Here is a 14,536-nt window from a genome sequence, read left to right on the forward strand (position 1 = left end):
GCCCACCGAGGAGCCACCCGGCGAGATCGTGGTCGTGGCCAGCAAGCGTGCGGTACCGGCACGCTGGTTTCCGGGCACCGCGCTGCGCATCGACGGCGGCGACCTGGCGTTCGGCGGCGGCGCGGGCGGCACCGAGCGCATCGTCTCGCGCACCGCCAGCGTCGGCTCCACCCATCTGGGACAGGGCCGCAACAAGCTGTTCATCCGCGGCATCGCCGACTCCAGCTTCAACGGCCCGGCACAGGCGATCGTCGGCCAATATTGGGGCGATCTTCGGCTGGGCTATAATGGCGCGGACCCCAGCCTGCAGCTCTACGACGTCCGCACGGTCGAGGTGCTGGAGGGGCCGCAGGGCACGCTGTACGGGTCGGGCGCGCTCGGCGGCATCATTCGCATGGTCCCCGCCGCGCCGGACCCTGCGCGCATCGGCGCCAGCATCACCGCCGGCCTGTCCTCCACCAGCGATGGAGAGCCCGGCGGGGACGCCGCCGCGATGCTGAACCTGCCGGTCACCGACGGCGTCGCCACCCGCATCGTCGGCTATGCCAGGCGCGAGGGCGGCTATATCGACAAGCCCCTGCTCGGCCGGAACAACGCCAACCGCCTCTCCGTGGCGGGCGGACGCGCCGCGATCGGCTGGCAGATCGCGCCCGATTGGTATGTGGAGGCATCGGGCGCCGGTCAGTCGATCGACGGCCGCGACAGCCAATATGCCGACGAGGCGGCACCGCCGCTGGTCAACAACCGGGCCTTGCGTGAAGGCTATCGCACCGGCTTCGGCCTGGGCCAGTTCGCCGTCACCGGGCGTATCGGCGGCATATCATTGCGCTCTGCCACCGGCATCGTCCGCCAGTCCCTGACCGAGCGTTTCGATGCCACCCTGCCCGGGGGCGACCCGCAACTGCTGGTGCAGCGCCAGACGACGCGGATGCTGACCTCGGAAACGCGGGCGTGGCAGGCGGGCCGGGACGGCAGCGGCTGGGTCGCGGGGCTGAGCCTGATCGACCATCGCCGCGACCTCGACCGCCGTTTCGTGCCCCCGATCGGCCTCACCCCGACCATCCGCAGCGGCGAGTCGGTGACGGAGGCGACGTTGTACGGCGAGGGTGCGGTGGCGCTGACCTCCCGCCTGCTCGCCACCGCCGGCGGGCGGCTGACCCAGGTCGAACTGCACGGCCGCGCCGACGAAGCCGCACCGCTTGCCCTCCGCGCTGCCCCCGAGCTCACCAACACCCGCACCATGCGCGTCGCCCTGCCCTCGGCGGCACTCACCTGGCGCCTGCCTGTGGCGACACTCTATGCCCGCTACCAACAGGGGTTTCGCCCCGGCGGCCTGGCGATCGGGGGGGATACGGTGCGCCATTTCCTCAGTGACCGGCTCTATGCGCTGGAGGCGGGCGCCCGGCTGGGCGACGAGGGCGGCCGCTGGTCCGCACAATTCGCCCTGTCACGCAGCCGCTGGCACGGCATCCAGGCGAACTATCTGGACCCATGGGGGCTGCCCTCCACCGCCAATCTCGGCGACGGCACCATCTGGTCTGCGACGCTCGGGCTGCGCTGGCGCCCGGCGCCGGGCTGGCAGGTCGACGCTGCCGGCGCGGTCAACAGCAGCCGGGTCACCGCCTTCGGCACCGGCGCCGCCCTGTTCGCCAGCGCCCGCTCGCCCTGGGTCGCCGAGGCGCTGTCGCAGGCGGCGGTGTCCGCGCTGCGGCTGGGCGGCGACATCCCCAATGTCGCGGACGGCACCGCGCGCCTCGGCATCGGCTATCGCGGCGCGCTGAACGACCGGTGGGACATCGCGGTCGATGGCTGGGCGCGCTATGTCGGCCGCTCGCGTCTCGGCATCGGCCCCTATCTGGGTGAATGGCAGGGCGATTATGTCGACAGCGCCGCGACGACGCGGCTCAGCCACGGCCCCTTCGGCATCACGCTGGCGATCGACAACCTGACCGACACGCGCGGCAACCGCTTCGCACTCGGCACCCCGTTCCGCGTCGGCATGGGACAGGTCACGCCGCTCCGGCCGCGCACCATCCGCTTGGGGCTCGACGCACGCTTCTAGCCACAAAATCAAGGCGACACGCTTTCGGCTCCGTCTGGTTCCACAAAGGGACAGAAAAAGGGTCTTCTCCATGCGTACCTGCCTCATGGCGTCCACCGCCATGCTCGCCATATCTGTCGTGCCCGCCGCCGCGCAGACCAGCATCGCCACCAAGCAGACCGCGCCGCTGCGCACCGCCACCGTCAAGGGCGGCGCCGCGGACGCCATCACCATCACCGACAAGGGATCGGTGGAGATCGCCGCCGGTACGGCCGTGACGCAGGACAGCCGCAACGCCGTCACCAACCAAGGCACCATCGCCATCCGCGACGCGAACGGCACGACCGGTATCGCCGCGACGGCCGGCGGCGGCGGCATCACCAACAGCGGCAAGATCACGCTCGACGAAACCTACAAGCCCGCCGACGACGACAAGGACGGCGATCTGGACGGCCCCTTCGCCAAGGGAACCGACCGCGTCGCGATCCGCGTCACCGGCGCCTATGCCGGCGACATCACCCATGCACAGGGCGGGGTGATCACCGTGCAGGGCAACGACTCCGCCGGCATCCGGCTGAGCGACACGCTGACCGGCAATCTCGTCCACAACGGCACCACCACCGTCACCGGCGACCGTGCGGTGGGCGTGCGTACAGGCGCGGTGAGCGGCAATGTCCGCCTGGCGGGCACGATCGGCGCCACCGGCCTGAACGCCAGTGCCGCACGGATCGAAGGACCGGTGAGCGGCCGGCTGGAGGTGCAGGGCACGCTGACCGCGACCGGCTACCGGTCGACCACCCTGCCCACCTCGGTCGACAAGCTCGATGCGGACGATCTGTTGCAGGGCGGCCCCGCGCTGCTGGTCGCGGACAATGTCTCCGGCGGCATCATCTTCGCCGTGCCGCCGCGCGACGCGAACGCCAGCGACCGCGATGAGGACAAGGACGGCATCGACGACGCGCAGGAGGGTACCGCCGTCGTCACGTCCTTCGGTGCCGCCCCCGCGGTTCTGGTCGGCGCCACCGACCGCGCGGTCGCGATCGGCGCGGTCGCCGGGCGCAGCGACGGCTTCGGCATGGTGGTCGACGGTACGATCCAGGCCGGCGGCGTCTACAAGGGCGTCGCGGCACAGGCGCTGGTGATCGGTGGTCAGGGCGGCGCGGTGACGGTCGCCGGCGGCTTGGGCGTGGCGGGCCGCGTCGCCGCCGTCGCGAATGGCGCCAGTGCCACCGCGATCCGCATCGGCGCCGGTGCCACCGTACCGCAGGTCAACGTCACGGGCACCGTTGCGGCCAATGGCGGCGATACCGCCCAGTCGGTCGCCACCGCGCTGCGCATCGATGCCGGTGCCGCCGTGCCGCTGATCCGCAACGCCGGCACGATCCAGGCGACCGCGGGCGGCGCCGATGCCACCGCCATCGCCATTCACGACGCCTCCGGCACCGTGCGTACCATCGAGAATAGCGGCGTGATCGCCGCGACCGGCGGCCTCGCCACTGCCGGTCGCGCGGTTGCGATCGATGTGTCGGCGGCAACCGGCGGCGTCACCATCCGCCAGTCGGGCGTGGCCGGTGCCGCGATCAACGGCGACATCCGCTTCGGCGCCGGCAATAACACGCTGGATATCCAGACCGGCGCCGTTGCCGGGACGGTGCGGTTCGGCGCGGGCGACGACACGATGCTGCTGGCCGGCACCAGCCGCTTTGCCGGCACCGCCGATTTCGGCGGCGGCGCGGACGTGCTGCGCATCGGCGACACCGCCAGCTTCCGCGGCGCGCTCGCCAATGCCACCGGATTGGCGGTCAACGTCGGCGGCGGTACGCTCGCGCTGACCGCGCCGGCACGCGTCGCATCGCTCGCCATGGGTGCCAAGGCGACGCTGGGCCTGACGCTGGATGGCACCACGCGCACCACGCCCGCGCTTGACGTGATCGGCGCCGCCACGATCGAAAAGGGCGCGACGCTCGCCATCGGTATCACCAGCCTGACCGGGGTGGAGGGCCGCCATATCGCGTTGCGGGCCGGCACGCTGACCGGCGCGGACGGTCTGGCCCTGTCGGCGACGTCCATCCCCTTCTTGTTCAAGGGGACGCTGACCGCCGCTGCCGGTCAGGTCAGCATCGACATCGCCCGCAAGACGACGACCGAACTCGGTCTGGGTGCCCAGACCGCGCAATTGTACGACGCCGCCTATGCCGCGCTCGCCGCCGATACCGAACTGGGTAATGTCGTGCTCGGCATTGCGGACGGCGCCCTCTTCCGCCGTACCGTGGACCAGATGCTGCCGGCCCAGGCGGATGGCACGTTCGAGATGGTGACGATGGGATCGCGCGCCATCGCCCGCGTCATTGCCGACCCGACCGGCCTGCTCCGCCAGGAAGGCGACTGGGGCTACTGGATCGCGCCGGCTGCGTGGCAGTTGAAGACGGGCAGCGTCGCCAGCGGCGGCCATGACATATCCGGCTGGGGCGCCGCCGGCGGTGTCGAACGGGCGACCGGCATTGGCCATTTCGGCATCGCGCTCGCCTATCTCGACGGGCGCCAGACGATGAAGGCCAACGCCAACCGCGTGAACAGCGGCCAGTACGAGGCGGCCGGCTATTGGCGTGGCAACTGGGGCAGCTTCGCCGCCAATGCCCGCATCTCCGCCGCGCGCGTGAACTTCGACGGCGAACGCCGCTTCATCGGCACGGTCGGCACGACGCAGGTCAACCGTCTGGCGCGCAGCGACTGGAATGGCGACCTGCTCTCCGCCTCGGGCGCGATGTCGTATGAGATGGGTGGCGAACGCTTCTTCGTCCGCCCCGTCGCCGCGATCGACTATTACCGGCTGAGCGAGAAGGCCCATGCCGATCAGGGCGGCGGCAAGGGCTTCGCGCTGCGCATCGACCAGCGCACCAGCGACGAGCTGGCCGGCACCGCCAGCCTGGTGGCCGGTGTCGACTTCCTCGGCAATTCCCGCAACTGGATGGGCCAGGTCGTCAAGCAGACCTGGTTCCGGGTCGAGTTCGAAGGCGGTCGCCGTGAAATCCTCGCCGGAGCGCTGGGCGCCACCACCGGGCAATTCGAGGGCGGGCAGCGCTTCACCCTTGATCCGACCGAGCGGACCAGCGGCTGGATCGGCCGGGTCCGCGCGATCGGCGGCTCCTACGGCTTCCGCCTCGCCGGCGAATTCAATGCCGAGGAGCGTCAGGACGATCTGGCGCTATCGGTGCGCGGCAGCCTGCTCGTCCGCTTCTAGGCGGGCATCCCGATCGCGCAGCGAGCGGCCGGCGTCCTCCAGCGCGGCGCCGGTCGCATCCGCGGCGCGGTCGGTATGCGCACGCAGATCCTGGGTGAATCGATCGGTGGCGCGGTCGACATGCGCCGCCGCATCGTCGATCGCCCGCGCGCCTGCCCTTTCCACATGCGCATCGACCGTGTTGGCCAGGCGATCGACGCTCGCCGCGACGTTTGCGCTGGCATTCCCGACATCCGCCGCCACCGCATCCGCGGCACGATCCGCATGATCCTCCACCCGATCGCTGCACCCCGCCAGCAGCATCGCCGCCGCCATCCCGAAACCCGTCAGCATCTCCATCGACTTCATGGCATCGCTCCTTCTGCCCGCCACAACGTCCCTGCCTGCCTGAAAGGTTGCGCCGACGCGTCGACAAAAGGCTGGAATCAACCCGAAACGGGTCGGTCATCCATTGTTAAACCTCTGAGATACAATCTGATATCTCCGCCTTATCGTTGTCGCATCACCGACATCGCCGGCAGACGATTTTGGGAGCACGGGGTTGGGACGCTTGGATCGCGGAGGTTTCGGCAATGCCACCGGTCTGCCCCATGGCGCGCTGGGTCCCGATCGGCGCAGTCCCCTGCTGCACGAACTCGGCGGACCATGGGACGCCTCGGCGGGGCCGCCCCTGTCCGAGGTGCTCAGCCGTGCGCGGATCGGCATCCTACACCGCGACGTCGATCTGCGCGTCCTGGCCGTCAATGGCTGTTTCTGCGACTTGGTCGGCCGTCCTGCCGATGCGCTGGACGGCGTGTCGATGGAAGCGTTCACCCATCCCGACGATGTCGCGCGCAGCACGGCGCTCTACCGCGCGCAACGCGAACGTGCCGAACCCTTCCGCATCGAAAAGCGCTATCGTCGTCCCGACGGCAGCGTGGTGTGGTGCGCGGTCCATGTCTCGTTCCTGTGCGATGCGGACGGCCAGGTCGCCTCCACCGTCACCGTTGCGCAGGACATCACTGCACAGCGCATCGCCGAACAGGAACTGCGCGAAAGCGAGGCGCATTACCGCCACACCGTCGAGCTCAACCCCCAGATCGGCTGGACCGCCGATCCGGACGGTGCGATCCAGGCGGTCAGTCCGCGCTGGTCCGATGTTACCGGCAGCCCCCCCGACGCGGCGCTGGGCACGCGCTGGCTGGACGCGGTCCACCGCGACGACGTGGCCTGGGTCACGACCCTCTGGCACACCGCGGTTCTCAGCCGTCGACCGCTCGATATCGAATACCGGCTGCGCACGCCGACCGGCTATCGCTGGTTCCGCTCGCGCGCCACCGCACGCCTGGACGAGCGGGGCGAGGTCGTGCGCTGGTACGGCACGCTGGAGGACATTGACGACCGCACGCTGGTGCAGGAGGCGCTACGTGCCAGCGAGGAGCGCTTCCGCCTCGCCGCCCAGGCGGCAGGGCTCGGCATCTGGGACTATGACGCGGTGCGCCACCGCCGCGAATGGTCCGCAGAGTTCAAGTCGATGCTGGGCCTCGCGCCCGATGCCAAACCCCAGGTGTCGACCGCGCTCGCGCTGGTGGTGCCGGAGGATCGGCACCTGCTGTCCGCGCTGGTCGACGCGGTTCGTGCCGGCGACAGCGCCTACCGCTTCGATGTGACGCTGCGCATCCGCCGCGCCGACACGGGCGCGGAACGGTGGATGCGCACCGATGGCTGGCGTATCCAGGCGCCGTCCGGCACGCTGGCACGCGTGCTCGTCACCGTGCGCGACGTGACCGAGGAACGGACGGCGGAAGACCGTATCCGCTGGACCGCCAATCACGACGCGCTGACCGGCCTGCCCAACCGGGCTCATTTCAACATGCATCTCGACGGCGCGATCGAGCGCGCCCGCGCTGCCGGTCGCCGTCTTGCGCTGGTGTTGTTCGACGTCGATCATCTGAAGGAGACCAACGACACCATCGGCCATGATGCGGGCGACCGGCTGCTCTCCACCTTTGCCGATCGCCTCGCACAGTCGCTGGGCGACGATGCGGTGCTCGGCCGCCTGGGCGGCGACGAGTTCGCCGCCTTCATCCCCCTGTCCCCCGATCAGGACGAAGACGCGGTGGGCGACACCGTGCGCCTCGCCCTGCGCGCGCTCCACGAACCCTTCACCCATGACGGTCACATCCTCGATTGCCAGGCGACCGCCGGCGCCTCGCTCTATCCCCGCGACGGCGGCAACACGGCCGATCTCCTGAAGGCCGCGGATATCGCGCTTTATGCGGGCAAGGCGCGGCACCGTGGCACGCTGTCGCTGTTCCGGCCCGAGATGCGCGCCCATCTGCAACGCCGCGCCTCCATGCTGGGCATCGCGCGCGCAGCGGTGCGCGACGCCCGCATCCTGCCCTTCTACCAGCCCAAGGTGTCGCTGCACGACGGCCGGATCACCGGGTTCGAGGCGCTGCTGCGCTGGCATCACGGCTATCACGGCATCCAGGCGCCCGAGACGATCGCCGCCGCGTTCGAGGATTTCGATCTCGCCCCCGCACTTGGCGAACAGATGCTGGACGGCGTCATCGCCGACATCCGGCATTGGCTCGCCGCCGGCCTCGATCCCGGCCGGATCGCGGTCAACCTGTCGCCGGCGGAGTTCCGTCACGACAATCTGGTACAACGGATCATGGACCGGCTGCACCATGCCGGCATCCCGCCCGAACGGCTGGAGCTGGAGGTGACCGAGACCGTCTTTCTCGGCCGCGGGGCCGAAGCGGTGGGCACGATGCTGGAAGCATTCCACGCCGGCGGCATCCGCATCGCGCTGGACGATTTCGGCACCGGCTATGCCTCGCTCACCCATCTCAAGGACTTCCCCGTCGACGTCATCAAGATCGACCGCAGCTTCGTCGGCAATCTCTGCGCCGGATCGGGCGATGCCGCGATCGTCGATGCGATCGTGGGTCTGGGCCGCCGCCTCGGCATGGAGGTCGTCGCCGAGGGTGTGGAGACGCAAGGCCAGGCCGATTACCTGCGCGCCCGGCACTGCCCCTCTGCGCAAGGGTTCCTGTTCGGCATGCCGATGACCGCCGCGGCCGTCGCGGATCGGCTGCGCACCGGCTGAGGCCCGCTATCCCCGCCGCACCACCTCGCGGATCACGAAATGCGACGCCAGCCGTGTCACGCCGGGCAATTGCGCCAGCGTTTCGCGGTGGATGCGCTCGAAACTGTCGTCGCGCCGCACCTCGACGTGCAGCATATAGTCCGCCTCCCCGCTCATCAGGAAGCATTGCACGATCTCCGGACGATCCGCGATCTCGCGCTCGAACGCGGCCATCGTCTCCTGCCGCTGATCGCGCAGCGTCACGTTGACCAGCACGATCGTTGGACTGCCCCGCGCCTCATGGCTCAGCACCGCCCGGTACCCCTTGATCACCCCCGTCTCGCGCAGGGCCGCCACCCGCCGGTGCGCCGCACTCGGCGACAGCCCCACCCGCTCGCCGATCTCCGCACTGGTCAGATCGGCATCCTGCGTCAGCAGGGCCAGAATCCTGCGCTCGATCGCATCACTCATGAGGATCCCGCGTTCAGCCTCTCATACGCACATATCATGCAACGGAGATAGCAAGGCGGGAGAAATTTGCGAGCCTCTCCGACTGCACAACAGGTACAGCAGAGGCAACACGTAACAGGAGAGACGAAATCATGCGCGTCGGTGTCCCCAAGGAAATCAAGAACCACGAATATCGCGTCGGCCTCACCCCGCCGTCGGTGGCGGAGCTGACCGCGGCGGGTCACGATGTCGTCGTCGAGACGGGCGCCGGCCGTGGCATCGACTTCGAGGATGCGGACTATGTCGCCGCCGGCGCCACTATCCTGCCGACCGCGGCGGAGGTGTTCGCCGCTGCCGACATGATCGTGAAGGTCAAGGAACCGCAGGCGGGCGAGATCGCCATGCTGCGTCCCAACCACCTGCTCTTCACCTATCTCCACCTCGCCGCCGACAAGCCGCAGGCCGAGGGGCTGATGAAGTCGGGCGCCACCTGCATCGCCTATGAGACGGTCACCGCCCCGCGCGGCGGCCTGCCGCTGCTGAAGCCCATGTCCGAAGTCGCCGGCCGCATGTCGGTGCAGGTCGGCGCGCATTATCTCGAGAAGTTCCAGGGTGGTCGCGGCGTGCTGCTCGGCGGCGTCCCCGGCGTCGCCCCCGCCAAGGTCGCGATCCTCGGCGGCGGCGTCTCGGGCGTCAACGCCGCGCAGATGGCGGTCGGCATGCGCGCCGACGTGACTATCTACGACATCAACAACGACCGTCTCGCCGAGCTGGACATGTTCTTCTCCAGCCAGATCAAGACCGCCTATGCCAGCAAGGCGGCGATCGCCGCAGCGGTCCGGAACGCGCACCTCGTCATCGGTGCGGTGCTGGTCCCCGGCGCCGCCGCGCCCAAGCTCGTCACCCGCGACATGCTGAAGACGATGAAGCGCGGATCGGTACTGGTCGACATCGCGATCGATCAGGGCGGCTGTTTCGAAACCAGCCACGCCACCACGCACGAGGACCCGGTGTTCGAGGTGGATAGCGTGACGCATTACTGCGTCGCCAACATGCCCGGCGCGGTCGCCCGCACGTCCACCTTCGCGCTCAACAACGCGACTCTGCCCTTCGCGCTCAGGCTCGCCAACATGGGAGCCGAGGCGGCGATGAAAGCCGATCCGCACCTCGCCAACGGCCTGAACGTGATGAACGGCAAGATCACCTACAAGGCGGTCGCCGACGATCTCGACCTGCCGTACCAGGCGTGGACGGCGTAAGGGAACGAACGAGGAACATGTTGGTTGGTCATCGCGAAAGGATACCGATCGCGATGACCGACAATCCCAAGAGCGAACCCTTCTCCAACGCCGAGAAGGATCCGGACGACTGGACCACGGGCGACGAGGCGATGACCGGCGCCCAGGCCAGCTATTTGAAAACCTTGTCCGAAGAAGCCGGCGAGCCCTTCGACGACACGCTAACCAAGGCCGACGCGTCCAAGCGCATCGACGAACTGCAGGCCAAGACCGGCCGGGGACAGTAATAGGGACCGCCATTGCGTCAAAGGGGAGTGCTCCAACTCCCCTTTGCAGCATTATTGCAAACATGTTCTTGTGAGAGCAGGACCCAGTGTTAGGGGGTTAGCGCGCCGCTGCCCCAGACATTGTCCGCTGTTTTAGCGATGCGGACGCCCGAGCAATCCATATTCCGCGATCCCTAATATGAAGCTCCCAGTGTTTCCGAGAAAGCAACTAGATCATCGTGCGTTAATCCTGCGTCATCACATCCGTTCGGCCTGAGCGAAGTCGAAGGCCAAGCGCCGGTGGCTGTGCTTCGACTTCAGCGCGAAGCGCTGAAGTTTATCCTGAGCGGCTGGCTTGCCAGCCAGTCGAAGGGCTCAGCACGAACGGAGCGGGCTGGATCAGATTTAACGCAACTTAATCTAGCAAGTATTTCGCAGATTTCGACCGACGACCACCATCTGTATCATACACCCTCAACGACGTACCGTCGCAGTTTTTCATCGCGAGAGGCTGTTATCGCCTAGACGCTGTAGCTAAGCGCAACCAGCATCACCGCCAACGACGCGCGTTGAACGCTAAAACGTGACAACTTTACCTTAGTCCGGCCGTGCCGAGTAGAGATTGAGTAGTTCCGCAGCAGCGTATCGAGAGCTCGTATTGAGGTACCGCCCACGAGCCAACTTGTCTCGCGATACGATAGGTGGTTCAATCTCAAGTCATCGTGGCTAGCTCTCGTCGAATTTTTTTGAACATTGCGCCGTTGACACGATCGCTACCGCGATATCATGTGATTTGACTAAAGGGGGAAGCACGTTGGAAGCTGACGAGAAGAAGTGCCCGCAGTGTGCCGAGACGATAAAAGCTGAGGCGAAGGTCTGTCGCTTTTGTGGTCACTCTTTCGAGGCTGACCCTTCGTCCAATCGCATCGGCTCGTCAGTGCCGAACAAACAGAAAGGACGGAGAACCGGCTGCTTGATAGTGTTGGGTATCCTCGTCGCACTCGGGATCATCGGATCGCTTGCAAGTCCGGATGAGAAGACTGCGCCTTCGTCAAACGCGGCGGCAATCGAAGACGTGAATAGAAACATTAGTGTAGCATCGAACCCCTCTGCGAGTACAGATCGAATGCCGTCCACCATAGACGACTCGGAGAGCTCACCGAAAGTCGGCCTCTTTGGCCCGCAGGCAAACGCCGCGCGCAGTGCTAAACAGTATCTCGGCATGACCGGATTCTCACGTCGAGGACTGATTGAGCAGCTCTCATCCGATGCTGGCGACGGATACAGTGTCGCGGATGCCACGGCGGCGGTCGACAGCTTGACGGTAGACTGGAACGAACAGGCTGTGCGTTCAGCGAAACAGTATCTGGATATGACCGGTTTCTCTTGCAGCGGACTGATTGAGCAACTCTCCTCTGATGCCGGGTCCAAATACACCAATGCTCAGGCACGCTACGGCGCCAAACAGGCAGGGGCTTGCTAGAGGCTGATAGGCCGCGTCCCACAACATCCAATCATTCTCAAATCACCCTTTGTCGCACCAATCGTTGTTTTCAGACCGGAACAGCCGTGCCTTGAAGCGCGCTGTTCCCGTCCAGATCACCTGCCGGCGCCTTAGCGCGCAGTTTCTGCCACAATCGCAAGCGGCGCCTTCAATCCGCCTGCCAGCGCGGTCCATGGCGCAAGACCCGGCTCGGCCGCGCAACTTTCGGCCGCACCCACGTTCACCGCATAATTCACGCCCACGCCGCGATCGGTGACGAACGCGGAGTCGAGCGATGCCTGATCGCCGGCCAGGAAGGTCTTGCAATCGGCCGCGCCCGCATAGCCCTGCACGGCCAGTGCGGCGAGTTCCGCCGGGGTTTTCCCGCTCGCGTCGACCACGTTCACGTCCGCACCGGTGGCGAGGTCGAACGTATGCGCCGCAACGATCGTGCTGCCCTTGGCACCCCCGCACTGCCCTTCGCCGGTGATTCGCAGGCTGAGCACGCCGCGATCATTGTAACTCGGCTGTGCGGCGTATCGGTACTGGAACGGCATCGATCCGGCCGAAGCGCGACACTGTTTCGCTGCCTCCACCGCACGATCACGCAGCGTCGCGAGGGTAGCGTTGATCCGCGCCGCGGCGGCGCTGTCGATCCCGCCGACCTCGGGCACCGCGATGTCTGCAAAGTCCACCACCGGCTTTGCCATTAGGGTCGCCTTGTCGGCGCCCGGGCTCGGCTGTGTCGATGGTGCCGTCGAGGCGGCGTCGCCCTGCGGTTCAGACCCGCACCCCGCCAACATCGCCAGGAGGCTGAAAGAAGGCAATAAACACCGACGCAACATTTGAAGCTCCCGCAACAAGCATGATCGCTACGATGTTGAAACGAAAAATCCCGCCGACAGTTTCGTTGAACTTCGATATAGACACCATCTATTTCACGAATACTGGTGATATCAGATAGATACGCCACGCTCCGCACAGATATTGGGTGAAACCGGCGGGATCTGCGCAAGGCTGCGGCTTGATAGGATCGACCACTATCTCCCGTCCCGATCCACCCTTGAAGACTCCCCGGCAACGACCATCCACGCAGCGAGGCTATCCTGCCAGGACAGCGCGCACTTGCCCGACGCCGCAGGCGCAACGCTCACTCCCCGCGCTGCGCCGCCAGCAATCGGTCCAGCACCATCAGGCGCTTGGCGACCTCCTCCCGATATCCCGCCTGCGGATCGGCCAGGGCCAGCGCCCGCGCCCATAGCGGACGTGCCGCGGCGAAGTCCCCCGCCCGGATCAGGGCCTGCCCCTCGAAGAACAACGGCGCCGGGTCGCGCGGCCCCAGCCGCCGTGCCTGCGCAAAGGCGAAGCGGGCCGCCGGGGACATCTGGTTGCCGTCATGGCGCGCCAGCGTCGTGCCCAGATGCGTCCAGAAGGCCACGCTGCGCGGATTGCCGCCGATCGATCCCAGCATCACCTGCACCGCGCCGCGGTCGCGGCCATAGCGGTTCATCGCATCCGCCGCGGTGAAGATGGCGGCATCCGGCCCGAACCGCCCGAACATCCGGCTGCGGATGTCGAGCAGCCCGTCGTCTTCCGCCAGCCCCTCGGGCCGCGGCGATACCGGCGCACCGGGCAGGCCCGGGCGTCCCTGCAGCGCATAGCCCGCCGCCCCCAGCATCAGCGCGGCACCCATCATCGGCCATAGCGGCCGCGCCAGCCGCAGCGCCACGACCAGCGCCATCGCGCCCAGCCCGACCAGCAGCAGCATCGCCCAGCCCATCACCGCCCCTTTCGCCGGAAACTGCCGCGCGCCACGAAAGCCCCCACACCCAGCAGCAACAGCGGCGCCAGCCACAGCGGCCATGTCGCCGCCCCTAGCGGCGGATCATAGGTCACATAGGCACCGTATCGCTCGACCAGCCAGTCGCGCACCGCAGCGGGCGACTCGCCTGCCGCAATGCGCTGGCGGACCAGTGCGCGCATGTCGCCGGCCATCGGCGCATCGCTGTCCGCGATCGACTGCCCCTGGCACACCAGACAGCGCAGCGTCTCCATCAATCCGCGCGCCGCCGCCTCCCGGTCCGGATCGGGCAATTGCGTATCGGCATACTCCGCAGGCGCCACGACCTGCGCCGCCGCCGGCCCCGCTGTGATCAGCGCAAGCGGCACCAGCCACCTCATTGCGCCGCCTTCACCGCTGCGGCGATCCCTGCCACCTGGTCGGGCTGGATATCGCCGACATATTGCCGCACGATCCGTCCGCGCCCGTCGATCAGGAACGTCTCGGGCACTCCCGACGAGCCCAGCGACAATTGCACCCGGCTCACCCGGTCGTTACCGATCCGCGCATAGGGATCGCCAAACCGCTTCAGAAAGCCTTGCACCGCCGGTCCCGTATCGCGGATGGCGATGGCATCGATCGGCACGCCCATCGCCTTCAGCCGCATTAGTTGCGGCGCCTCCGCCATGCACGGCACGCACCAGCTCGCGAACACGTTCAGCAGCCGCGCCTGCCCGTGCCCGAAATCGCCGCTCGCCAGTCCCGGCTTGCCCGGCACCACCGCGCCGAGCTGGAACGCGGGCAGCGGCTTGTCGACCAGCGTCGATCGCACCGTCCGGTCGGCGGGCCGGAACAGCCCGCTCGCCACCACCGCGAACAGCAGCGCGAACGCCCCGAACGGCACCCAGAGCAACCACCGCCGCATCACCCCTGCGCCCTCCGCTGCCGCCGCGCCCGCCACCAC

General features: G+C 67.7%; 12 protein-coding genes. 6 read left to right on the forward strand and 6 right to left on the reverse strand.

The window, feature by feature from the left end:
• Window positions 1-2,062, forward strand: a 2,062-nt coding sequence (locus Q0U08_RS10460) for a TonB-dependent receptor (protein ID WP_298091390.1), incomplete at its 5' end; no start/stop codon positions are given.
• 70 nt (window positions 2,063-2,132) lie between these two features.
• Window positions 2,133-5,282, forward strand: coding sequence for an autotransporter domain-containing protein (locus Q0U08_RS10465; protein ID WP_298091391.1), 3,150 nt, complete (start codon window positions 2,133-2,135; stop codon window positions 5,280-5,282).
• Here Q0U08_RS10465 and Q0U08_RS10470 read toward each other — a convergent pair.
• Complete coding sequence (locus Q0U08_RS10470; protein WP_298091392.1) at window positions 5,247-5,630, reverse strand: hypothetical protein; 384 nt, start codon at window positions 5,628-5,630, stop codon at window positions 5,247-5,249. The genes Q0U08_RS10465 and Q0U08_RS10470 overlap by 36 nt on opposite strands.
• 202 nt (window positions 5,631-5,832) lie before the next feature.
• On the opposite strand from Q0U08_RS10470, the gene Q0U08_RS10475 reads away from it, so the two are divergent.
• The gene (locus Q0U08_RS10475) at window positions 5,833-8,376 is read left to right on the forward strand and encodes an EAL domain-containing protein (protein WP_298091393.1); all 2,544 of its coding nucleotides are present in this window, start codon (window positions 5,833-5,835) and stop codon (window positions 8,374-8,376) included.
• A gap of 6 nt (window positions 8,377-8,382) precedes the next feature.
• Here Q0U08_RS10475 and Q0U08_RS10480 read toward each other — a convergent pair whose 3' ends face one another.
• A complete protein-coding gene (locus Q0U08_RS10480) occupies window positions 8,383-8,826 on the reverse strand; it encodes an Lrp/AsnC family transcriptional regulator (RefSeq protein WP_298091394.1) in 444 nt (147 codons plus the stop codon).
• A gap of 131 nt (window positions 8,827-8,957) precedes the next feature.
• Here Q0U08_RS10480 and ald point away from each other — a divergent pair, with 131 nt between their 5' ends.
• The 3 genes from ald to Q0U08_RS10495 all read left to right on the forward strand — a co-directional run bounded on the left by ald (window position 8,958) and on the right by Q0U08_RS10495 (window position 11,792).
• Window positions 8,958-10,064 (forward strand): alanine dehydrogenase, encoded by a 1,107-nt coding sequence (ald, locus tag Q0U08_RS10485; RefSeq protein ID WP_298091395.1) that lies wholly within the window; start codon window positions 8,958-8,960, stop codon window positions 10,062-10,064.
• A gap of 53 nt (window positions 10,065-10,117) precedes the next feature.
• Window positions 10,118-10,330: a DUF3072 domain-containing protein gene (locus tag Q0U08_RS10490; protein ID WP_174236572.1), complete on the forward strand. Its 213-nt coding sequence runs from the start codon at window positions 10,118-10,120 to the stop codon at window positions 10,328-10,330.
• A gap of 793 nt (window positions 10,331-11,123) precedes the next feature.
• Window positions 11,124-11,792: an Ltp family lipoprotein gene (locus tag Q0U08_RS10495; protein ID WP_298091396.1), complete on the forward strand. Its 669-nt coding sequence runs from the start codon at window positions 11,124-11,126 to the stop codon at window positions 11,790-11,792.
• A gap of 131 nt (window positions 11,793-11,923) precedes the next feature.
• Here the strand turns inward: Q0U08_RS10495 and Q0U08_RS10500 are convergent, their stop codons facing one another.
• From Q0U08_RS10500 to Q0U08_RS10515, 4 genes are all read right to left on the reverse strand, one after another.
• A complete protein-coding gene (locus Q0U08_RS10500; RefSeq protein WP_298091397.1) occupies window positions 11,924-12,502 on the reverse strand; it encodes a hypothetical protein in 579 nt (192 codons plus the stop codon).
• Between the two features lie 440 nt (window positions 12,503-12,942).
• Window positions 12,943-13,572 carry a hypothetical protein gene (locus tag Q0U08_RS10505; RefSeq protein WP_298091398.1) on the reverse strand — a complete coding sequence of 210 codons (630 nt, stop codon included), beginning with the start codon at window positions 13,570-13,572 and terminating at the stop codon, window positions 12,943-12,945.
• Window positions 13,572-13,973 (reverse strand): cytochrome c-type biogenesis protein, encoded by a 402-nt coding sequence (locus tag Q0U08_RS10510; RefSeq protein WP_298091399.1) that lies wholly within the window; start codon window positions 13,971-13,973, stop codon window positions 13,572-13,574. Before Q0U08_RS10510 ends, Q0U08_RS10505 begins: the two co-directional genes overlap by 1 nt.
• On the reverse strand, window positions 13,970-14,497 hold the full coding sequence (locus tag Q0U08_RS10515; protein ID WP_298091400.1) for a redoxin family protein: 528 nt from the start codon (window positions 14,495-14,497) through the stop codon (window positions 13,970-13,972). The genes Q0U08_RS10510 and Q0U08_RS10515 overlap by 4 nt, the downstream gene beginning before the upstream one ends.
• Window positions 14,498-14,536 lie beyond the last annotated feature (39 nt).

Origin of the sequence: uncultured Sphingomonas sp. (assembly GCF_946477935.1) — a bacterium.
In the GTDB taxonomy this organism is placed as follows: domain Bacteria; phylum Pseudomonadota; class Alphaproteobacteria; order Sphingomonadales; family Sphingomonadaceae; genus Sphingomonas.

Bases quoted from the DNA above. Each gene is read 5' to 3' on its own strand.
- Q0U08_RS10465 (WP_298091391.1), top strand. From the start codon at position 2,133: ATGCGTACCTGCCTCATGGCGTCCACCGCCATGCTCGCCATATCTGTC.
- Q0U08_RS10470 (WP_298091392.1), bottom strand. From the start codon at position 5,630: ATGAAGTCGATGGAGATGCTGACGGGTTTCGGGATGGCGGCGGCGATG.
- Q0U08_RS10480 (WP_298091394.1), bottom strand. From the start codon at position 8,826: ATGAGTGATGCGATCGAGCGCAGGATTCTGGCCCTGCTGACGCAGGAT.
- ald (WP_298091395.1), top strand. From the start codon at position 8,958: ATGCGCGTCGGTGTCCCCAAGGAAATCAAGAACCACGAATATCGCGTC.
- Q0U08_RS10490 (WP_174236572.1), top strand. From the start codon at position 10,118: ATGACCGACAATCCCAAGAGCGAACCCTTCTCCAACGCCGAGAAGGAT.
- Q0U08_RS10500 (WP_298091397.1), bottom strand. From the start codon at position 12,502: ATGGCAAAGCCGGTGGTGGACTTTGCAGACATCGCGGTGCCCGAGGTC.
- Q0U08_RS10505 (WP_298091398.1), bottom strand. From the start codon at position 13,572: ATGGGCTGGGCGATGCTGCTGCTGGTCGGGCTGGGCGCGATGGCGCTG.
- Q0U08_RS10510 (WP_298091399.1), bottom strand. From the start codon at position 13,973: ATGAGGTGGCTGGTGCCGCTTGCGCTGATCACAGCGGGGCCGGCGGCG.
- Q0U08_RS10515 (WP_298091400.1), bottom strand. From the start codon at position 14,497: ATGCGGCGGTGGTTGCTCTGGGTGCCGTTCGGGGCGTTCGCGCTGCTG.